Annotated in this window: 20 protein-coding genes; 8 read left to right on the forward strand and 12 right to left on the reverse strand. The window is 69.6% G+C overall.

Translation table 11 applies throughout. The features are described from left to right. The 4 genes from H5407_RS20330 to H5407_RS20345 form a co-directional block, all read right to left on the reverse strand. The coding region (locus H5407_RS20330) for a winged helix-turn-helix domain-containing protein (RefSeq protein WP_183106325.1) at positions 1-1,871 on the reverse strand (1,871 nt) is incomplete at its 3' end. A gap of 231 nt (positions 1,872-2,102) precedes the next feature. Continuing rightward, a complete protein-coding gene (locus H5407_RS20335; RefSeq protein ID WP_183106326.1) occupies positions 2,103-2,495 on the reverse strand; it encodes a DUF2845 domain-containing protein in 393 nt (130 codons plus the stop codon). 46 nt (positions 2,496-2,541) lie between these two features. Then, positions 2,542-3,219: a ribulose-phosphate 3-epimerase gene (rpe, locus tag H5407_RS20340; protein WP_183106327.1), complete on the reverse strand. Its 678-nt coding sequence runs from the start codon at positions 3,217-3,219 to the stop codon at positions 2,542-2,544. Between the two features lie 99 nt (positions 3,220-3,318). After that, complete coding sequence (locus tag H5407_RS20345) at positions 3,319-3,930, reverse strand: DNA-3-methyladenine glycosylase I (RefSeq protein ID WP_183106328.1); 612 nt, start codon at positions 3,928-3,930, stop codon at positions 3,319-3,321. 139 nt (positions 3,931-4,069) lie between these two features. Here H5407_RS20345 and apaG point away from each other — a divergent pair, with 139 nt between their 5' ends. Beyond that, positions 4,070-4,444 carry a Co2+/Mg2+ efflux protein ApaG gene (gene apaG, locus H5407_RS20350; RefSeq protein ID WP_183106329.1) on the forward strand — a complete coding sequence of 125 codons (375 nt, stop codon included), beginning with the start codon at positions 4,070-4,072 and terminating at the stop codon, positions 4,442-4,444. Further along, positions 4,444-6,462, forward strand: coding sequence for a site-specific recombinase (locus H5407_RS20355; RefSeq protein WP_183106330.1), 2,019 nt, complete (start codon positions 4,444-4,446; stop codon positions 6,460-6,462). The genes apaG and H5407_RS20355 overlap by 1 nt, the downstream gene beginning before the upstream one ends. Before the next feature lie 87 nt (positions 6,463-6,549). Here the strand turns inward: H5407_RS20355 and H5407_RS24455 are convergent, their stop codons facing one another. Continuing rightward, positions 6,550-6,681: a hypothetical protein gene (locus H5407_RS24455; RefSeq protein ID WP_255501355.1), complete on the reverse strand. Its 132-nt coding sequence runs from the start codon at positions 6,679-6,681 to the stop codon at positions 6,550-6,552. Between the two features lie 193 nt (positions 6,682-6,874). On the opposite strand from H5407_RS24455, the gene H5407_RS20360 reads away from it, so the two are divergent. The 4 genes from H5407_RS20360 to H5407_RS20375 all read left to right on the forward strand — a co-directional run bounded on the left by H5407_RS20360 (position 6,875) and on the right by H5407_RS20375 (position 11,802). Then, complete coding sequence (locus H5407_RS20360) at positions 6,875-7,873, forward strand: MltA domain-containing protein (protein WP_310737676.1); 999 nt, start codon at positions 6,875-6,877, stop codon at positions 7,871-7,873. A gap of 354 nt (positions 7,874-8,227) precedes the next feature. Then, entirely contained in the window at positions 8,228-9,592 is a 1,365-nt protein-coding gene (locus H5407_RS24760) for a PAS domain S-box protein (RefSeq protein WP_310737678.1), read from the forward strand. Then, positions 9,585-10,040: a response regulator gene (locus tag H5407_RS20370; protein ID WP_183106332.1), complete on the forward strand. Its 456-nt coding sequence runs from the start codon at positions 9,585-9,587 to the stop codon at positions 10,038-10,040. The genes H5407_RS24760 and H5407_RS20370 overlap by 8 nt, the downstream gene beginning before the upstream one ends. 13 nt (positions 10,041-10,053) lie before the next feature. Continuing rightward, positions 10,054-11,802, forward strand: a complete 1,749-nt coding sequence (locus H5407_RS20375; RefSeq protein ID WP_183106333.1) for an EAL domain-containing protein — start codon at positions 10,054-10,056, stop codon at positions 11,800-11,802. 21 nt (positions 11,803-11,823) lie between these two features. Here H5407_RS20375 and H5407_RS20380 read toward each other — a convergent pair whose 3' ends face one another. Beyond that, the gene (locus H5407_RS20380; RefSeq protein WP_183106334.1) at positions 11,824-12,102 is read right to left on the reverse strand and encodes a DUF427 domain-containing protein; all 279 of its coding nucleotides are present in this window, start codon (positions 12,100-12,102) and stop codon (positions 11,824-11,826) included. A gap of 77 nt (positions 12,103-12,179) precedes the next feature. On the opposite strand from H5407_RS20380, the gene H5407_RS20385 reads away from it, so the two are divergent. Then, positions 12,180-12,449 (forward strand): hypothetical protein, encoded by a 270-nt coding sequence (locus H5407_RS20385; protein WP_183106335.1) that lies wholly within the window; start codon positions 12,180-12,182, stop codon positions 12,447-12,449. A gap of 10 nt (positions 12,450-12,459) precedes the next feature. Here the strand turns inward: H5407_RS20385 and H5407_RS20390 are convergent, their stop codons facing one another. Beyond that, complete coding sequence (locus H5407_RS20390; protein WP_183106336.1) at positions 12,460-14,076, reverse strand: GDYXXLXY domain-containing protein; 1,617 nt, start codon at positions 14,074-14,076, stop codon at positions 12,460-12,462. After that, positions 14,073-15,044, reverse strand: a complete 972-nt coding sequence (locus H5407_RS20395) for a DUF2157 domain-containing protein (protein ID WP_183106337.1) — start codon at positions 15,042-15,044, stop codon at positions 14,073-14,075. The genes H5407_RS20390 and H5407_RS20395 overlap by 4 nt, the downstream gene beginning before the upstream one ends. A gap of 172 nt (positions 15,045-15,216) precedes the next feature. Here H5407_RS20395 and H5407_RS20400 point away from each other — a divergent pair, with 172 nt between their 5' ends. Continuing rightward, the gene (locus H5407_RS20400; RefSeq protein WP_183106338.1) at positions 15,217-15,882 is read left to right on the forward strand and encodes a dienelactone hydrolase family protein; all 666 of its coding nucleotides are present in this window, start codon (positions 15,217-15,219) and stop codon (positions 15,880-15,882) included. Between the two features lie 6 nt (positions 15,883-15,888). Here the strand turns inward: H5407_RS20400 and H5407_RS20405 are convergent, their stop codons facing one another. From H5407_RS20405 to hppD, 4 genes are all read right to left on the reverse strand, one after another. Beyond that, positions 15,889-16,269: a methylglyoxal synthase gene (locus H5407_RS20405; RefSeq protein ID WP_255501357.1), complete on the reverse strand. Its 381-nt coding sequence runs from the start codon at positions 16,267-16,269 to the stop codon at positions 15,889-15,891. A gap of 24 nt (positions 16,270-16,293) precedes the next feature. Continuing rightward, a complete protein-coding gene (locus tag H5407_RS20410; protein WP_183106340.1) occupies positions 16,294-16,692 on the reverse strand; it encodes a response regulator transcription factor in 399 nt (132 codons plus the stop codon). A 192-nt stretch (positions 16,693-16,884) separates the two neighbouring features. Continuing rightward, positions 16,885-17,325, reverse strand: a complete 441-nt coding sequence (locus H5407_RS20415) for a response regulator (RefSeq protein WP_310737677.1) — start codon at positions 17,323-17,325, stop codon at positions 16,885-16,887. Positions 17,326-17,386: 61 nt separating this feature from the next. Continuing rightward, a complete protein-coding gene (gene hppD, locus H5407_RS20420) occupies positions 17,387-18,430 on the reverse strand; it encodes a 4-hydroxyphenylpyruvate dioxygenase (protein ID WP_183106342.1) in 1,044 nt (347 codons plus the stop codon). Positions 18,431-18,437: the final 7 nt, after the last annotated feature.

The following is an 18,437-nucleotide window of genomic DNA, read 5'->3' on the forward strand; positions in this document are numbered from 1 at the left end:
CGCTGGCAGCTGTCGAGGAAACGCTGCTCGCCATCGGCCAGCGCCAGCAGGCCCTGGCGACGCAGGGCCAGGGCGTCCTGCAACTGCCGCCCGCGCGGCCAGAGAAACTCGGCCGCCCGGCCGCCCTGCTCCCATCGCTGCACCTGCTGGCGCAGCCGCGCGCGGGTCTGCAGGTCCTGGCGGTGCTGGGCGATCCAGTCGGTCACGCGGGGCCAGCGGCGCAGCAGGGCTTCGTGGGCCACGCGGAAGGAGGGCTCCTCGCGGGCGAACTCGGTACTGTGCTCGCTCACCAGCAGGCGCGCATCCACCAGCGCGCGCACCAGCTCGCGCTCGGCGGCGCTGCGCAGCTCGCTCCAGAGGGCGCGGCGGCCACCCACGGGGCTGGACTCGTCCTCGCCCACCAGCACCAGCAGGGACAGCACATGCGGCAGCGCTGCCTGCTGCACGGGCGTCAGGCCACGGATCAATTGCTCGGCCTGCTCGGCGATCACGCCCTCCAGCCCACCCATGCCCCCGGAGGCACCGCCCAGGGCCTGGTAAGCCGCGAAACTGAGCTCGCCGTGCGGGCTGCGCTGCTGGTAGAGCTGCTCCAGGGTGTACTGCAACAGGGGCAGGGCGTCGGGGCTGGCCGCGGCGGCGTCGCACAGCAGGTCGTCCAGGCGCTGCTGCGTGGCTGGATCGACGCCGAAGCTCAGGCCGGCGGCCCGGGCCGGCAGTCGCACCATCTGGGCGATCTCGGCGCGGCTGGGCGGCGCGAGGTCCAGGTGGCCGCCCTGGGTCTTGTCCCGCATCAGCCACGGATGCTGGGCCAGCTGCGGGTAGTAATCGTTGCGACAGGCGGCGACCAGCAGCACGCTGCCGCTGTCGGCCAGCTGCTGCAGCAGGCGCAAGGCGGGCTCGCGCTGCGCCTCCTCGCCCAGCGGTGGGCGAAACAGAGCCTCGAGACGGTCGATGAAGAGCAGCGCATAGGGCTGCCCGGTGCCCGCAGACCGCTGCAGGGCGGCGCGCAGCTCAGCCAGCACGGTCTCGGGCGTCTCGCCCAAGGCGCGTGCCAGGTCATGTGCATTGAAGCCGGCCAGCAGGGGCTCGCCCTCGGGCGTCTCCCAGTCCAGCAGTGCGGCGGCCAGCGCCAGGGCAAAGACGGGGGTGCGCCCTTCCTGGGCCGCCTCACCGTGGACGGCGCCGGAGAGGTCGGCCAGGTCCAGCTGGCAGTGGCTGCGCAGGCAGCCGCGGCCGGCCAGGGGCTCGCGGTACAGGGCCGGGATCAGGCCGGCGCTGACCAGCGAGGTCTTGCCGGAGCCACTGGGGCCCAGCACCAGCACCAGCCCGTGCCGGCGCTCCATCTGCAAGGTCACGCTGCGCAGCAGTTCCTGCGTGGCCTGCTCGCGCCCGAAGAAGACCTCGGCATGCCGGGTATCGAAGGCCTGCAGGCCGCGAAAGGGGGAGCCCCCCTGCCAGGCGCCGCTGCGGGCCTGCCCCTGCCCGCCCCGCACCGGCGCGATGACGCGGTAGCCGCGCTTGCGTATGGTCTCGATGTAGCGGGGCGCGGTGGCGCTGTCGCCCAGGGCGCGGCGCAACTGGTTGATGCTCTTGTGCACGGGGTTGTCGCCCAGGCCGCCCTCGACCAGGGCGTCGCCCCAGCAGCGCACCAGCAGGGCGTCGGCGCTGAGCACCTCGCCCGGAGCCTCGCACAGGGCCAGCAGCACGGCCATGGCGCGCGGCTCGAGGGACTGCTCGCCCTCGGCGGCATGCACCAGGCGGTTGGCGGCAGGATCGACCCGCCATTCCCCCAGCTCAAAGCGTTCAGCAGGCGGCCTGGCCTGCACCGCGTTGCCGTCCTTGGCGGCGGCAACGGTCCCCGTGACTGTCATGTCCCTGCACCTGGTGGCGCCGCGCATCCGCCCCGAGAGGGTCAGGTCTTGCGGCGATGGGTCTTCGCATGGGGGCCTGCGGCCCCATGGCATGGCGGGGAGTATAGAAGTCAGCAGGCGCACGGCAGGGACGGGAAAGCCAGGAGGACATCCCGTGGAGAACGCAGACCATGCTAACGAGGCCGGCCGGCGCCGCCGGCATCAGCTGGGCATCAGGCGCCAGGCCCGCATTCAGTGGCCGTAGCCCAGGTCCCGCACCTCGACCAGCGTCCCGTTCTCGAAACGCAGCGCCTGCATGAACAGATGCGGGCCGAAGTTGTAGACCCATTCCTCGATCACCACCGGCACCTGGCGTTCGACCTCCACAGCGGTCTGCACGGGCGGACCGCCGTTGACGGGGCGGCTCCAGACCGTCTCGCGCGCGCGCACGACGCGGTATTCGGTGCGCTGGTCCTGGGCGAAGGGGTTGCCGCACTTGCCCAGCACCTCGGCCTTGCGCAGACCCGGATCAATCACCCAGGTATTGCAGCGGAAGGCCTGGGCGCTGCCATGGAAAACGCCCAGCAGCGCGAGCAGCGCGGCCAGGCGTCGCAAGTTGGGCAGGAGGCGTGGGGTGGTGCTCATCGTGCCTCAACGCCCCACGGCGGCAACCGGCTGACCGGCGCTCGCCTCAGCGCGCGAGTTCCGCACGCATGGCGTCGATGACGGCCTTGTAGTCGGGCTTGCCGAAGATGGCCGAGCCCGCGACGAAGGTGTCGGCGCCGGCGTCGGCAATCTGGCGGATGTTATCGACCTTGACGCCGCCATCGATCTCCAGGCGGATGTCGCGACCGCTGGCCTCGATGATCCGGCGGGCCTTCTCCAGCTTCTTCAACGCGCTGGGGATGAAGCTCTGGCCACCGAAGCCGGGGTTCACGCTCATGATCAGGACCAGGTCGATCTTGTCGATGACCCACTCCAGCACATCCAGCGGCGTGCCCGGATTGAAGACCAGGCCGGCCTGCTTGCCCTCGCCCTTGATCAGCTGCAGGGTGCGATCGACGTGGGCCGAGGCTTCGGGATGGAAGCTGACCAGGTCGGCGCCGGCTTTGCAAAAGGCCTGGGCCAGGCTGTCCACCGGCTGGACCATCAGGTGCACATCGATGGGCGCGGGCGTGCCATCGGGCTTGACGGCGTGCTTCTTCAGGGCCTCGCAGACCATGGGACCGAAGGTCAGATTGGGCACGTAATGGTTGTCCATCACGTCGAAATGGATCCAGTCGGCGCCGGCCGCCAGCACATTGCGGACCTCCTCGCCCAGTCGGGCGAAGTCGGCGGAGAGGATGCTGGGGGCGATGCGATGGCTCATGGCGGGCGGTGCTCGGGAAGGAATCGGGCCCCGGTCCTGGCGCGGCCGGGGGAAAGAAGCGGCGATTTTACGAAAGCGCCCCACCCGCGCAGGCCCCACTCAACGCGGCGGCGTGAAAGCCTGCCGCGCCGCGTCCGCCTTTGCGCGCCAGCCGCAGCCGGGGGCGTGGTCGTTGATCAGGCCCATGGCTTGCATGAAGGCATAGCAAGTGGTGGGGCCGACGAACTTGAAGCCGCGGCCGCGCAGGGTCTTGGAGAGGCGGCGCGAGGTCTCGGACTCGCCACGCACCGGCACCTCGGGCGCGGCGGTCTCCTCGAAACCCCAGAAGAAGACCGCCAGCGAGCCGAACTCCTCACGCAGGGCCGGCACCAGGCGGGCGTTGTGGATGGCGGCCTCGATCTTGCCGCGATGGCGCACGATGCCGGCGTCGCCCAGCAGGCGCTGCACGTCGGACTCATCGAAGGCCGCGACCCTGGCGGGATCGAACCCGGCGAAACCCGCGCGGAAGGCCTCCCGCTTGGCCAGGATGGTGCGCCAGCTGAGTCCCGACTGAAAGCCTTCGAGGCACAGCTTCTCGAACAGCCGCGTCTCGTCGCTGACGGGGAATCCCCATTCTGTGTCATGGTAGTGACGGTAGGCCTCGAAGCCGGGAGCCTCACACCAGGCACAGCGAGACTGGCCGTCCTCAGCCACATGGATTCGTTTGTTCATGGCGGTGCTTTCACTGCGTCAAGCAAGGGCCGGAGCTTAAGCGCGGCCCTGCCTCCATGTACCGGGCCGCCCCATCCGTGCGAAAAACGCACATCGCACTGCAGACAGGGTCTTGGCGTCTGTCCATAGAATGGATCGCATGGCCCATCTCGAATTCAAGTGCACGGTGCAGGTCGCCGCGCTGCACGAGCAGACCGACCCCGATCGCGGTCTGCATGCCTACAGCTACACCATCACCATCACCAATGCCGGTGACACCGCCGCCCAGCTGATCGCACGGGAATGGACCATCACCGACGCCGCGGGCGCCGTGCAGGACGTGCGCGGCCTCGCCGTCGTGGGCCACCAGCCGCTGCTGCAACCGGGCGAGAGCTTCCGCTACAGCTCCTGGGCGCAGATCGCCACGCCCCAGGGCACCATGCGTGGCCGCTACCTCTGCGTCAGCGAGGACGCCGAGGTCTTCCACGCCGACATCCCTGAATTCCTACTGGCCGAGGCCAGCCAACTGCATTGATGGCAGGCCGCCTTTTGCGCAGTGCCGCGGCCTGGGATCTCACGGCCCTGCTCAATGCCGCCGATCCGCGCGCCTCGCTGCCGGCACGCAATCTGTGGCTGGCCCGCCTGCTGGAGTGGCTGCGGCATGCGCCCACCGCGCGGGAGGACGCCCGCGCCGCCGACGCCACCCCCCTGCCCCTGCTGCGCCTGAAGCACCTACTCAATGTGCTGGAGCGGCACCCTGAGCACCAGGCGGCGGTGCGCGATGTGATCGCCCGCTGCTGGAGCGAGCTCAATGCCATCGGCCTCTTTGCCGACGTCGGCTTCGCGCCGCGCATGGCCCTGTGGGGCGAGGTCTTCCACCGCCTGCGCCAGCGCCTGCTGCCAGGCACGGTGGATACCTCCGAGCTGGGGGAGCTCTTTGGGCAGCTCTTCCCGGACAGCGCCGACGAGTCCTGGCTGCGCCAGATCGACGGCGACTTGCTGGCCCGCCTGCAGGCCCTGGTATTCCCGCAGGAAGACGAGGGGGGCTGGCGCGCGCCCATGCGGGACGCGCTGACAGTGCTGGTCAGCTCGGTGCGCGCCGCCGGGCTGTCCGGGCCTCTGCGCCTGCGCATGGGAGCGGACACGCTGGCGGGCCATCCCTTCGAGCAGCTGGCGCGCGCCAGCGAGCAGTTCGTCCAGGCCCTGGACGGCCAGGACGAAACCGCCCTGCGCCAGGCGCTGCAGGTCCTGCGCGCCCTGCTCGACCAGTGCCGCAGCGCGGTGCGGTCCGTCCCCGAACACCTGGAAACCTACGGCGTCTCGGTGGACATCATCTTCGACGTGGAGCAGCTCACCGAGCGCCTGCGCCGCATCGAGGACCTGATGGACTGCCTGGTCGCGCCAGACCCAGCCCCGCGCCTGCTGCAGCTCACCGCCGACCTCATCCGCGTGACCCATGAGCGGCGCAGCCTGCGCACACTCTTCGCGCGCCACTACTCGCTGCTGGCCCGCAAGGTGGCCGAGCGCAGCGCCGAGACAGGCGAGCACTACATCACCCGCGACCGCAAGGAGTACCGCGACATGCTGCGCCGCGCCGCCGGCGGTGGCGCCGTGATCGCCGGCACCGTCTTCGCGAAATTCGCGGTGATGGCCCTGGGGCTCAGCGCCTTCTGGGCCGGCTTCTGGGCCGGCGCCAACTATGCGCTGAGCTTTGTGATCATCCATCTGCTGCACTGGACGGTGGCCACCAAGCAGCCGGCGATGACGGCACCGGCCATGGCTCACAAGCTGAGCCAGATCGGCACGGACGAAGGCCTGGACGGCTTCGTCGATGAGGTGGCGCACCTGGTGCGCTCGCAGGTGGCCGGCATCCTGGGCAACCTGGCCATCGTGGCGCCCTTGGTGCTGCTGGTGCAGGGCGCGGCCCTGCTGCTGGCCGGCAAGCCCCTGGTGGGCGAGACGGACGCGCACTACGCGCTGCATTCGCTCACCGCGCTGGGGCCGTCCTGGCTCTATGCGGCCTTCACCGGCGTGCTGCTCTTCATCTCCAGCCTGGTCGCGGGCTGGGCGGAGAACTGGTTCGTTTTCCATCGCCTGGACAGCGCCATCGCCTGGAACCCACGCATCGTGGCGCGCCTGGGATCCAGCCGGGCGCAGACCTGGGCAGCCTGGTGGCGGGCCAATGTGTCCGGCATGGCGGCCAACATCAGCCTGGGCCTCATGCTGGGTCTGGTGCCGGCGCTGCTGCAGTTCGTCGGCCTGCCGATCGAGGTGCGCCACGTGACCCTCTCGACGGGCCAGTTGGCTGCGGCCGTGGGCGCGCTGGGGCCGGGCGTGGCACTCACCGCGCCCTTCTGGCTGTGCGTGCTGGGCATCGCGGGCACCGGCGTGCTGAACTTGGTGGTGAGCTTCGCCCTCGCCTTCCGCGTGGCCTTGCGCTCGCGCGGCATCCAGCTGGCGGACCGGGCCCGCGTGCGGCGCGCGATCTGGCGACGCTTGCGCCGTTCGCCCGGAAGCTTCCTCTTCCCCCCGGATGACGCCGCCGGCCGATGACGGAGCGGCTCGCGGCCGGCCTCGCCAGCCCCCGATGGGAGCATCTGCGCCTGCGACATTGGACGGTGGTCGCAGGCGAGGCTGTCGTCAGCGACTGCTGTCGTCCTGCTCGGGCGGCAGCTCGCGTTCGCCGCGCTTGCGGCCGGAGAACATGGTCCACCAGACGATGAAAATCAGCAGGCCCAGGGCCGCCAAGGCCTCCAGCACAATCACGCCCATGTTGTTCGCTTTCTCTTCCTTCCAGGCCCACCCTTGCACCACCGCCCCAGTCCGGGGCCGGCGAGGCTGGCTGGGCGCGGCGATTCTAGGTCTGCTGACCGCGTGCAGCAGCACGCAGCTGCCCCCGACGGCGCCCGTCACCGTCCCGCGGAGCATCCCAGCGGTCGAGACACCCCAGGGCAGCGCCCCAGTGATGCAGCGCGAGCGTTCGCGCTGGGTGCAGGCCAACTGGACCGAGCTGCCTGGCTGGAGCGAGGACAGCACCCTGGCCGCGTGGCCCGCGATGCTTCGCTCCTGTAGCAAGCCGGCGCCGGGCTGGGCCCAGGCCTGCGCCCAGGCGCTGGCCGCGAACCCGCATGACGAGATCGAGATGCGCGCCTGGTTCCGCGAGCACCTGCAGCCCTGGCGGGTCGAGAGCCTGGAGGGACAGACCGAAGGCCTGGTGACCGGCTATTTCGAGCCCCTGCTGCAGGCGGCCCGCAAGCCGCAGGGCGCCTTCCGCATCCCCCTGCACGGCGTGCCGCCGGACCTCGCCCAGCGCAAGCCCTTCTACACGCGCGCCCAGATCGAGGGCGATGCAGAGGTGAAGGCGCGCCTCAGGCCGCTGGAGCTGGCCTATGTGGACGACGCGCTGGAGGCCCTGGTGCTGCACATCCAGGGATCAGGCCGGGTGCAGATGCGCGAGCCCGATGGACAGACCCGCCTGCTGCGGCTGGCCTTTGCGGGTCACAACGACCAGCCCTACCAGTCCATCGGCCGCTACCTCATCGACAAGGGCGAGCTGCGCCCCGGCGAGGCGTCCTGGCCGCAGATCCGCGATTGGGCGCGACGCAATCCGGCGCGCATGACCGAGTTGCTATGGGCCAACCCGCGCTATGTGTTCTTCCGCGAGGAAGCATTGCCTGATCCCGAACTGGGTCCCAAGGGCGCGCAGGGCGTGCCCCTGACGCCGGGCCGCTCCATTGCGGTCGATAAGGCCAGCATCCCCTATGGAACGCCCGTGTGGCTGGAGGCCACCGAGCCCCTCAGCAGCACCCCCTTGCGCCGCCTGGTCGTGGCGCAGGACACCGGCAGCGCCATCGTCGGCGCCGTGCGCGCCGACTTCTTCTGGGGCTGGGGCGCCGAGGCGGAGGCCCAGGCCGGGCGCATGAAGCAGCCCTTGAAGATGTGGGTGCTTTGGCCACGCAGCTGAGCCAGCAGGCCCCGCTGCGCCGATGAACGGGCGTGCTTCAGCCGCAAATGGGGACCGTCCCGTAGTGAGCGATCCCCCATCGCCCCCTTGATGGACGCTTACCCGCCCAGGTAGCACCACCCAGACCGCCCTGTCCATGGGGGCTTTCGACGCCCCTGGCAGGACACTCAGGCTTGTGCGCCCACGGGAATGCGGCTAAGGTCCTGAAACGAACGCGGGTCCATGCAACCCGCTTCCAGGGAGCGTTGGTCATGGTCGTTGAGCAGAGTTTGTCACCGTCCGTCGGGGAGTTGCGTGCCGTCCTTGAGCATGCGCCAGTGGGTGTGCTGGTGGTGAGCCGCCCCCCCCGCCCTCATCCTCTACACCAATGTCACGCTGGCACGGATGCTGGGCTACGAGCCCGTCTCACTGATCGGCCAGCCCCTGGAGCAGCTGCTGCCGGAGGCCGCACGGTCACATCACGACGGCTGGATGGCCGAGTTCTTCGCCGACCCGCGCCAGCGCCGCATGGGCGCCGGGCGCGAGCTGTTCGCGCAGCACCGCGAGGGTCACGCCGTGCCGGTGGAAATCGCGCTGGCGCCCATGCAGCTGGATGGTCAGCTCTGCGCAGCGGCCTACATCTCCGATCTCTCACTGCGGCGCCAGATGCAGCGCCAGTTCGAGCAGGTCTTCGCGGCCATGCCGCAGGGCCTGCTCATCGTCGATGAGCAGGGTCGCATCAAGCTCAGCAATCCCGCGCTGGATGCGCAGTTCGGCTATGCGGCCGGCGACCTGCTGGGCCAGCCGCTGGAAGTCCTGCTGCCGCAGCGCTACCGGGCCGGTCATGTGCATCATCGCGACGGCTACGCCCGGCAGCCAACGCAGCGCTGGATGGGCGCGGGCCGCGATCTCACGGCCCTGCACAAGTCGGGGCAGGAGTTCCCGGTAGAGATCGCGCTGGCCATGCTGGACATGCACGACGGTCGCCAGGCCCTGGCCATGGTCAGCGACATCTCGCTGCGCAAGAAGGCCGAGGCGGCCCTGCAGCAGACCAATGCCCAGCTGGAGGAGTTCACCTACGTGGCCTCGCACGACCTGCGCTCTCCCCTGCGCGGCATCGGCGACCTGCTCAGCTGGATCCGCGAGGACCTGCCCGAGTCGGCCCTGACGCCCGCGGTGCAGCAGAATTTCGAGCGCGCCACCACCCGCATCGAGCGGGCCGAACGCATGATCGACGACCTGCTGGACTACGCACGCGCCGGCCAGCGCGACCAGCGGTTCGAGGCGGTGGATCCCAAGCTGCTGGTCGAGGAAGTCCTGTCGCTGGTGCACATTCCGCCGGACTTCCACGTGGAGGTGGACGTCCAAGGGCAGCCCTTCACGACCCCGCGCGTGCCGCTGAGCCTCAGCCTGCGCAACCTCGTGAGCAATGCCGTCAAGCACCACGGCGGGACGAAGGGCCGCATCCTCATCCAGATGCGAGAGGAGGGCCGCTTCAACGTCTTCAGCATCGAGGACGACGGCCAGGGCATCCCCCCCGGGGCCGATGAACGGATCTTCAAGCTCTTCCATCGCGCCAACACCACGACGGCAGGGCACGGCGTCGGGCTGGCGGTGACGCGACGCATGATCAACGCCCACGGCGGCACCATTGTCACCAGCCGGCAGGGCCTGCTCGGCGGCGCCTGCTTCCGTGTCCATTGGCCCCGCATCGTCATGAAGGAGGTCGACGATGACTAACGCCGACAATACTCAGCAACTCCCGACCATCGCCCCCTTCAGTGTGCTGCTCGTGGACGACGACGACGTGGCCACCGAAGGCGTGCTTCGCAGCTTCAAGAAGCTGAGCATCCACTGCAACACCGTCATCGCCGAGGACGGCCTCGTGGCCCTGGAGATCCTGCGCAACCAGCATCCCACGCGGCGCCTGAGCAGCCCCTTCCTCGTGCTGCTGGACTTGAACATGCCGCGCATGGACGGCTTCCAGTTTCTGGAGGTCTTGCGCAAGGACCCGGTACTGAAGCGGACCGTGGTCTTTGTGCTGACCACATCGGCCCGAGACGCCGACCGCGCCCGCGCCTACAACGAGAACGTGGCCGGCTTCATGGTGAAGTCGGCCGTGGGCCCGCAGTTCGCGCTGCTGGCCAGCTTCCTCGACAAGTACTCCGCCTCGGTCTGCCTGCCCTGACCCGGAGCCTCACATGGAAGCGCTGAGCAGTTCCGAGAGCGGTGAGATCTACGCCCTGCTGGTCGATGACGACGACGTTGACCGCGAACGCCTGGCGCGCATGCTCAAGCGCTACAAGAGGCCCATCCACATTGCCGAAGCCTCGTCCAAGTCTGGCGCCCTGGCCGAGCTGCGCGAGCGCAAGGTGCGCTTCTCCTTCATCTTCCTGGACTTCAAGCTGGACGACGGCGACGGCCGCGATCTGCTGCCCGACATCTGGGAAAGCGTGGGCGCCGACTGCGTGGTCGTGGCGGTCACGGGCGGCGGAAGCGAAAAGACCGCGGCGGACGCCATCAAGCTGGGCATCCGCGAGTACCTCTCAAAGGTGGACCTCTCCACCGACAAGGTCAGCAGCGCGATCGACGAGGGCCTCAAGTGGATCCAGGTGCAGGCGCGGCTGCGCCAGGCCGAGCAGGACCTGCTGCACAAGAGCCTGCACGACGCGCTGACCGACCTGCCCAACCGCCATGTGTTCTTCGACCGCCTGGAGCAGTTCTGCATGATCCACCGGCGCAAGGTCGATCCCTTCGCGGTGTTGATGCTCGACCTGGACCGATTCAAGGAGGTCAACGACATGCGCGGCCATGTCGTCGGGGACCGGCTGCTGGTGGAGGTCTCGCGCCGCCTGGCGGACAGCGTGCGCGAGGCCGACACCGTCGCGCGCCTGGGCGGCGATGAATTCGCCATGATCCTGCACGGCGTGCATTCGCTGGAAGTGGCCCAGGCCATGGCGCAGAAGGTGGTGAAGCTGCTGGAACAGCCCTTTGTGCTAGGGCCGGACGTGCTTCGCGTCGGCGCCTCGGCGGGCATCGCCCTGTGCCCGCAGCACGGCCAGGATCCCAACACCCTGCTGAGCCGCGCTGACAACGCCATGTACCGCGCCAAGAAGGGCGTCGAGAAGGCCGTCATCTACGACGACCTGGAGCCCAAGAGCAGCAACTTCACCGATCGCCTGATGCTGCTGGGCGACCTGGAGCTGGCCCTGGACCGTGGCGAGCTGGACTGGCACTGGCAGCCCAAGATCGACCTGCGCGATGGGCGCATCCTCGGCTTCGAGGTGCTGGCGCGCTGGCAGCACCGCAAGTTCGGCAATGTGCCGCCGGACGTGTTCATCGCGGCCGTCGAACCTTCCCCTCTGCTGCCGCGCTTCACCCTGGAGACCTTCAACCGCGTGCTGGGCCAACTGCACCGGCTGCCTGCCCGCCCTGAGGAGGCGCATGTGGCGATCAACATCTCGGCGCGCATCCTGGAGTACCCGGACTTCGTCGATCAGCTTCTGGCCGTACTGAGGGAGTACACCGTGAAGCCCCAGCAGCTGACGCTGGAGCTCACCGAGACCGCGCTGATCGCCAACCCGGTGCAGGCGCGCCGGGTGATCGATGCGCTGGCGGCGGAGGGCATCGAGCTGTCCATCGACGACTTCGGCGCCGGCTTCACCTCCTTCGGCTATCTGCGCGAATTCGCCGTCAAGGAGATCAAGATCGACAAGTCCTACATCATCACGCTGGGCCAGAGCCAGTTCGACCTGTCCCTGGTTACCAGCCTGGTGGTGTTCTGCCGCTCCCTTGACATCGGCCTGGTGGCCGAGGGCGTGGAGACGACGGACTGCTGGCAGCGCCTGCTGGACTTGGGCTGCCACTGCGGCCAGGGCTATGGCATCAGCCGGCCCATGCCCTTCGACGACCTGACGGCCTGGCTGGAGCAATGGCGGCAGCGCCACTGAGCCGCGGCGGCGCGCACGGGCTCAGTCCGTGATCTGCACGCCCTTCCAGAAGGCCACGCGGCCCTTGATGGCGGCAAAGGCCTCGGTGGGCTCGGCGTAGAACCACACGGCGTCCGGATTGAACTCGCCGTTGACCAGCAGGCTCAGGTATTGAGCCTGGCCCTTCTCGCTGCTGCTGCGGTGGTTGCTGAAGCTGGTGTACGTCTTGTTCAGCGAGGCCTCGGGGAAGTAGTGGTTGCCGTCCACCAGCACGGTGTCGTTGCTCTCGGCGAGGATCACGCCGTTCCAGATGGCTTTCATGGCCAGGGCTCCCGAATTGAAGATGCCGCGACTATAGGCTGCGGCCGAAGCGCCGCGCAGCGCCGACAATCGCAGGCATGTACCAGCCCCTCAAACGCTTCCAGACCTACCGCGGCAAGGACATCCGCATCACCAGCGGCAGCGCCCGCGACCTGCCGCCCGGCAGCTTCGCGGTGCTGGCCATCGGGGGCGGCGCCGAAGGCTGGGGCCTGGCCCACATCGGCCCCGATGGTGACGCGGCGGACCTCGGCGGCGAGTACTACTTCGCCACGGCCGAGGAGGCCCTGGACTTCCTGCACCAGCTGATCGACCTGATGCTGGACGGCGGCGAGCCCGAGGAGTGCTGACAGCTGCTCCTCAGGGCAGCCGGCGCAGGTTCCTGTCGGCCAGGCCCACGAGGAGGGCGCGACCATCGGGCAGCACGCGGAACTCACCATAGGCTGCGGCCCGGAACAACGGCTCCTGGCCTTCCTGGAAGTACCAGGCATCGCTGACCAGGGTCCACTGGCCGTTGACCGGGCTCAGGGCCAACAGCTGGCTGCCGGCCGCCGGCGCTTCCTGCGGCGCCAGCAGGCGCACCTCGGTCAGCACGCCGCGAGCGTCCAGCTGAGCCTCCAGGCGGGGCCGCGCACGCCAGGGGCCGGCGAGCTCGGCCACGGGAGGCAGGGTCGGCAGGGCAAAGTTGAGGCGCATGTAGTCACCCTGGATCAGCGACCGGGGGTCCACGGGAGCCAGCTTCACGAAGACCGGCCGCCCCTGTGCGATGAGCTGCTCCTTCTGCCAGACCAGGGCGTTGACCAGGCCCAGGCTCAGCAGGCCGCACAAGGGAATGGTCCAGCGAGCCGCACCGCTCGGCATCTCGAAGCCGGCCGGTCTCGGGCGGCGCCCGGTCGTCAGCCACAGCCAGGCGCCCAGCGCGGCGCCCGAGGCCGCGAGGATCAGGGCCTTGTCGGCCAACGGCACATCCAGCCGGTAGTAGAAGCTGCCCAGCACCCACAGGGCCACGCCGGCCGCACTGAGGGCCAGCACGCGCCGACCGCGAACCAGGGCCAGGCTGAGAATCAGCAGGCAGGCACCCAGCGCCGGCAGTACGAAGGCCAGGGCGGCCAGCAGCAGGCCGGGCAAAAGCAGACGCAGTTGGCGCAGGGCCGGCCAGGCGCGCGGCAGGGCCAGCAGACCCAGCACGGCGGCCAGCACCGACAGCGTGGCCGGCCCCATCCGCCCCGAGGCCCACAGATGCGCGCCGAAGACCGCATGCAGCTCCCGGGCAAGACCTGACCCCAGTGCCCCACCCATCAGGAACGTGGGGCCGGACAGCCAAACCAGGACCGGCAGCAGGCCCAGGCCCCAGCCCTGGATCACGGGCTCTGCCAAGGCCGCCGAGGCAGCGCCCGAGGCGCGCAGCCCCTGTGCATGAAGCCAGGCCTGGGCGAGGCCCCACAGTCCCAGGCTGAGATAGACCGACCACCACAGCGGCGCGAGGTCGCTCGCGACCCAGTGCGGCCCCTGCACCAGCGCCATGCAGAGCCAGGCGCCCGCCATGCCCAGGATGAGGCGCAGCCAGTGCCGCGGCAGGGCCAGCACCAGGCCCGCACAGATGAGCAGGCCCAGGGCCGGCGCCGCGCGATGGGGCAGGTCGCGGCCCAGCGCATAGCCCAGGCTGCCCAGGCCCAGCATCAGCAGGGGCAGGGCCAGTTGCTCCAGGAAGCGACCTGCGCTGCCGGCGCGCAAAAGGCCCACGCTGGCGGCCAGCAGCACCAGGCCGGTCACGTAGGCTGTGGGGCCATGCTCCCAGGCCCGGCCCAGCAGCAGGGCCAGGAAGATCAGGAAGGGGATGACGGCCAGCCAGGCGCCCAGGGCCGTCAGCAGCTTCACCGGCCAGGGCCTGTCTGTCTTGGGCAGGCCGGCACCGGGCGGCAGCAGACCCTGCTGCTGTGCCTGCAGCATCCAGTCAGGCTGGGAGGGCGTGCTCATACGGCGACCTCCTCAGTCCCGCCCTGCGCTCGCACGCGCCGCAGGATCAGCTGCACGCTGGCCGTCAGCAGGCCCGCGGCGACCAGGCCCAGCAGCAGCATGGCGCCGAGGGGCTCGCCGTGCTGTCCCTTGAGCATCAGCCGGCCCAGGCCGCTCAGCAGCAGGGTGTCCAGGGCCAGGGCCAGCGCGCTGAGGGCATAAACCTCACGCCAGCGCCAGGCCGCCACCAGGCCGCCGGCCAGCACCAGCAGGCCCAGCGGATACTGTGGCTGCACATGACTCGCGAACAGGCTGCCCAGCGCCGTGGCCGACAGCGCGACCACACCCAGCAGCACCGCCGCCCGCCAGGCCCAGGGCTGCACGCCGGGCGTGGGCGGCTTGAGGGCCATGCCCGCGCACAGCAACGCGAAGGCCAGGAAGCCGCAGGCATGCACCCCCAGCGTGGCCGTCGAGGCCTGCCACTGGAAGCCAGCGTGCGTGTGGGTCCACAGGCTGATGCCGGTGACCACCACCATCACCCAGGGCGTCCAGACCAGCTCGCTGCGCGCCCCCCAGCACAGGGGCAGGGCCAGCGCGGCCCACAGGGCGAAGAGCTGCCAGGCATCGGCCCCCGTGGGATAGGTCTGGCCGAAGAGGGCCAGCAGGCCGCCCAGGCTCAGCAGGGCCAGCAGGCCGGCAGCACCGCGCCACACGGGCTGTGTCCAGGCCCCCAGCAGGGAGGCGGCCAGCAGGCCTTGCAACAGCAGGAAGCGGGTGCTGCGCGGCAGCTCGCCCCAGTTCGCGGCCACCCACATCATCGTGCCCAGGCCCAGCAGGCCGGCGGCCAGCGCGGCCGCGCCCAGGCGCAGGCGCCCCAGCACGTCGATCGGAGCCTGGCCCAGACCGCTGAGGGTCCACAGGCGCCGCGCGCGGGCCTCGTCCAGGCCCTGCTCGGCCGTCCAACGATACAGCTGCTCATGCAAACTCATGCATGTCCTCCACGGCCGCCCCGCACCCCGCGAGGCCACGCTCGCCTCGCTCAAGGGCGAGGCGGTCCCGACGACGGGCGGGTGCAATGCCCGGCCCTGGCGGCCCCGCGACATGGGCGGGCCGGTGCGATGATAGCGAGCCAGCCGCCACCGCGGCCCCGCAGGAGACCCCATGGGACAGATGATCGAATTCAAGCGCCCCGACGGCCAGCACAGCGCCGCCTACCTCGCCCCTGCCGCACCGGGGGCACCGGGGCTTGTGCTGATCCAGGAATGGTGGGGGCTCAACGACCATATCCGCGCGGTGGCCGACCGCTTCGCGGCTGCCGGCTTCGAGACCCTCGCGCCAGACCTCTACCGCGGCCGCCTGGCCAGCAGTGCGGACAAAGCCAGCCACCTGATGAACGGACTGGACTTCCCTGATGCCACCCACCAGGACTTGCGCGGCGCGGTCCAGCACCTGGCTGCGGCGGGACGCAAGGTGGGCGCCCTGGGCTTCTGCATGGGCGGCGCGCTGACCGTCGCGGCCGCGGTGCACGTGCCCGAGCTCGACGCGGCCGTGTGCTTCTACGGCATTCCGCCCGCCGGCTTTGCCGACCCGGCCCGCATCCGCAAGCCCTTCCAGGGCCACTTCGCCACGCGGGACGACTGGTGCACGCCCGCGGCAGCGGCACAGCTGGAGCAGGCCATGCGGACCGCCGGCCAGCAGCCCGAGTGTTTTCACTACGAGGCGGACCACGCCTTCTTCAACGAGGCACGCCCGGAGGTGTTCGATGCCGCCGCCGCCACGCTGGCCTGGGAACGCAGCGTCGCGTTCCTGAAGCGGACGCTGGGCTGAGCGAGGCTAGCGCGGCCCCAGTCGGTCCTGCAGCGCCTGCAGCATCAGCCGGGCGCTGGCCACATTGGTGGCACAGGGCACGTCGTGCACATCGCAGGCGCGGACCAGCGCGTTGATGTCCGGCTCGTGTGGCTGCGGGGTCATGGGGTCGCGCAGGAAGACCACGGCATCCACCTCGCCCACGGCCAGCCGCGCGCCGATCTGCAGGTCACCGCCCAGCGGGCCCGAGAGCAGACACTCGACCTGCAGGCCGCATTCGCCCTGCAGCCGGCCGCCCGTGGTGCCAGTGGCCATCAGCGTACAGCGGCCCAGCAGGCCGAGGAACTCCCCGGCCAGGGCCACCATCTCCTTTTTCCTGCCATCGTGGGCGATCAGGGCCAGCTTCATGCGGCCCATGATAGGGCGCCGCAGTTACAGCGAGATATCGAGAATGGTCTCGGGCACGTCTTCCAGCCAGGCCGAGAGCTGCTGCTGGACATGCTCCGGCGCGCAAGACTGGGGCAGGTACTCATCAGCACCTTCGGCCAGGTCGATGACGATGTCCTCGAACTGGTCAGCGCCCAGCATCAGGATGCGCGTGCGCCAGAGGCTGGGGTCGGCCTTGATGCGGCGGCACAGCTCCATGCCGTCGATGGGGCCGGGCATGAAACGGTCCAGCACCACGGCGTCCGGGCGGCAGCTGCGCGCCAGGATCTCGCCGGTGGCGGCGTCGGCGCATTCCAGGATGTCAACATCCTCGGCTTCGAGGCGGGCTCGCAGGAAGCTGCGAATATCTGTCCGGGACTCAATGAGCAACAACTGCTTGCGCATCACGCACCTTTCAAGCGGGGTGGCTGGAATGAGACGGGGCGAAGCGTCGCAAAGCTCGCAGAGGCTGACCAAGGGGTTAATCCTGACGCGGACTTGATCCCGGCACCAGATGGCCCCGGGGCGCGACATATGTCACGAATGAGGCGCTCGGTATTTGCCCGAGGCCTGACCCTGCGGGCCGGCCGGCGGGACTCAGACGGCGATGTCGGGCTGCAGCGGTGGCGGCTCGTCGAACCAGCGGTGCAGCTGCTCGGCCAGGCGGGCGGGGCTGAAGGGCTTGATCAGGTACTCGTCCGCACCGGCCTGGCGGCCGATCAGCACATCATTGCGATGCCCGCGCGCGCTGACCATCAGCACCTTGATGCCGGACAGCACCGGATCCGCCTTCAGCCGACGGCACAACTCCAGGCCGTCCAAGAGACCGGGCATCATGACGTCCAGCACGCCGGCATCCAGCCGGCCTTCGCGGGCCAGGATCTCACCGGTGGCAGCGTCCGCGCATTCCAGGATCTCGAGATCCTCGTCCTCGAGGGTCATGCACAACAGCGGGCGGATCTCGGCCTGGTCTTCTTCATGGACAGGGCTCCGACTGGCGCCAAGGCTAGCGCCGCCCGCCGTCGCGCACGCTGACACCTTGGCGTCGCCGGGCGCCTTGCCGCGAACGATGGGCGCCGCAGGCGCCTTTGTGCGAAGCTCAGATCAGGCCGCGACGCTCCTGGTCCTTCTCCAGCGAACGGAACAGGGCCCCGAAGTTGCCTTCGCCGAAGCCCAGATTGTTCGCACGCTGGATGATCTCGATGAAGATGGGGCCGATGATGTTCTTGGTGAAAATCTGCAGCAGATAGCCCTGCTCGTCGCCATCGATCAGCACCTGGTGCTGCTCCAACCGGGCATGGTCCTCGCGCACGCCGGGCACGCGCGCAAAGACCTCGCGGTAGTAGTCCGCATCGATCTCCAGGGTCTCGATGGGGCTGCCCTTCAGCGCGTCCAGGGAGGCCAGGATGTCGCGGGTCAGGAAGGCCAGGTGCTGCACGCCGGGGCCCTTGTATTCGCGCAGGTACTCGGCGATCTGATCCTTGTCATCCTTGGGCTGGTTGATGGGGATGCAGAAGGAGCCATCCGGCGAGCGCAGCGCGAAGCTGGTCAAGCCGGTCTTGACGCCCTGGATGTCGAAGTAGCGGACCTGGGTGAAGCCGAAGATGTCGCGGTAGAAGTCCGCCCACTTGTCCTGCTCGCCGGGGGGCACGTTGTTGGTCAGGTGGTCCACCACCAGGAAGCCCTTGTCAGCTTGGACCAGCGGCTGCTCCAGGGCCACGAAATCGCGCTCGTAGAGGGACAGCGCAGACGTGCCCCAGGCGGATGCGTCGATGAAATAGATCACGCTCTCGCCAATGCCCCACACGGCCGGATAGGGGTGGTCCTTCATCGCGGCCGGCACCTCCACCGCGCCGCGCGTCACCGCCGCTTGCAGGGCGGCCTGGGCGTCGTCCACCCGCCAGCCCATGGCGCTGATGGCCGGGCCGTGGCGACGGGCGAACTGGGCCGAATGGCCCTCGCGCTCGCCGTTGAGCAGGAAGTGGATGTCGTTCTGGCGGAAGTAGGCAATGTCCTTGGACGCATGGCGGCGCAGCTTGGAAAAGCCGAAGGCCCAGAACAGGGACTCCAGGTGCTGCAGATCCGGGCCGCAGAACTCGGTGAACTCGATGCCGCGAAGGCCGCAGGGATTGATCTGGCTCATGGGGTCT

The organism is Mitsuaria sp. WAJ17 (assembly GCF_014174515.1).
Taxonomy (GTDB): domain Bacteria; phylum Pseudomonadota; class Gammaproteobacteria; order Burkholderiales; family Burkholderiaceae_C; genus Roseateles_B.

What these genes read in the sequence shown, in the direction of transcription:
- H5407_RS20370 (WP_183106332.1), top strand. Translation starts at nt 9,585, where the DNA reads ATGACTAACGCCGACAATACTCAGCAACTCCCGACCATCGCCCCCTTC.
- H5407_RS24455 (WP_255501355.1), bottom strand. Translation starts at nt 6,681, where the DNA reads ATGGGCGTGATTGTGCTGGAGGCCTTGGCGGCCCTGGGCCTGCTGATT.
- H5407_RS20345 (WP_183106328.1), bottom strand. Translation starts at nt 3,930, where the DNA reads ATGAACAAACGAATCCATGTGGCTGAGGACGGCCAGTCTCGCTGTGCC.
- H5407_RS20360 (WP_310737676.1), top strand. Translation starts at nt 6,875, where the DNA reads ATGCAGCGCGAGCGTTCGCGCTGGGTGCAGGCCAACTGGACCGAGCTG.
- rpe (WP_183106327.1), bottom strand. Translation starts at nt 3,219, where the DNA reads ATGAGCCATCGCATCGCCCCCAGCATCCTCTCCGCCGACTTCGCCCGA.
- H5407_RS20410 (WP_183106340.1), bottom strand. Translation starts at nt 16,692, where the DNA reads ATGCGCAAGCAGTTGTTGCTCATTGAGTCCCGGACAGATATTCGCAGC.
- H5407_RS20380 (WP_183106334.1), bottom strand. Translation starts at nt 12,102, where the DNA reads ATGAAAGCCATCTGGAACGGCGTGATCCTCGCCGAGAGCAACGACACC.
- apaG (WP_183106329.1), top strand. Translation starts at nt 4,070, where the DNA reads ATGGCCCATCTCGAATTCAAGTGCACGGTGCAGGTCGCCGCGCTGCAC.
- H5407_RS20390 (WP_183106336.1), bottom strand. Translation starts at nt 14,076, where the DNA reads ATGAGCACGCCCTCCCAGCCTGACTGGATGCTGCAGGCACAGCAGCAG.
- H5407_RS20355 (WP_183106330.1), top strand. Translation starts at nt 4,444, where the DNA reads ATGGCAGGCCGCCTTTTGCGCAGTGCCGCGGCCTGGGATCTCACGGCC.
- H5407_RS20385 (WP_183106335.1), top strand. Translation starts at nt 12,180, where the DNA reads ATGTACCAGCCCCTCAAACGCTTCCAGACCTACCGCGGCAAGGACATC.
- H5407_RS20375 (WP_183106333.1), top strand. Translation starts at nt 10,054, where the DNA reads ATGGAAGCGCTGAGCAGTTCCGAGAGCGGTGAGATCTACGCCCTGCTG.
- H5407_RS20400 (WP_183106338.1), top strand. Translation starts at nt 15,217, where the DNA reads ATGGGACAGATGATCGAATTCAAGCGCCCCGACGGCCAGCACAGCGCC.
- hppD (WP_183106342.1), bottom strand. Translation starts at nt 18,430, where the DNA reads ATGAGCCAGATCAATCCCTGCGGCCTTCGCGGCATCGAGTTCACCGAG.
- H5407_RS20335 (WP_183106326.1), bottom strand. Translation starts at nt 2,495, where the DNA reads ATGAGCACCACCCCACGCCTCCTGCCCAACTTGCGACGCCTGGCCGCG.
- H5407_RS20395 (WP_183106337.1), bottom strand. Translation starts at nt 15,044, where the DNA reads ATGAGTTTGCATGAGCAGCTGTATCGTTGGACGGCCGAGCAGGGCCTG.
- H5407_RS20405 (WP_255501357.1), bottom strand. Translation starts at nt 16,269, where the DNA reads ATGAAGCTGGCCCTGATCGCCCACGATGGCAGGAAAAAGGAGATGGTG.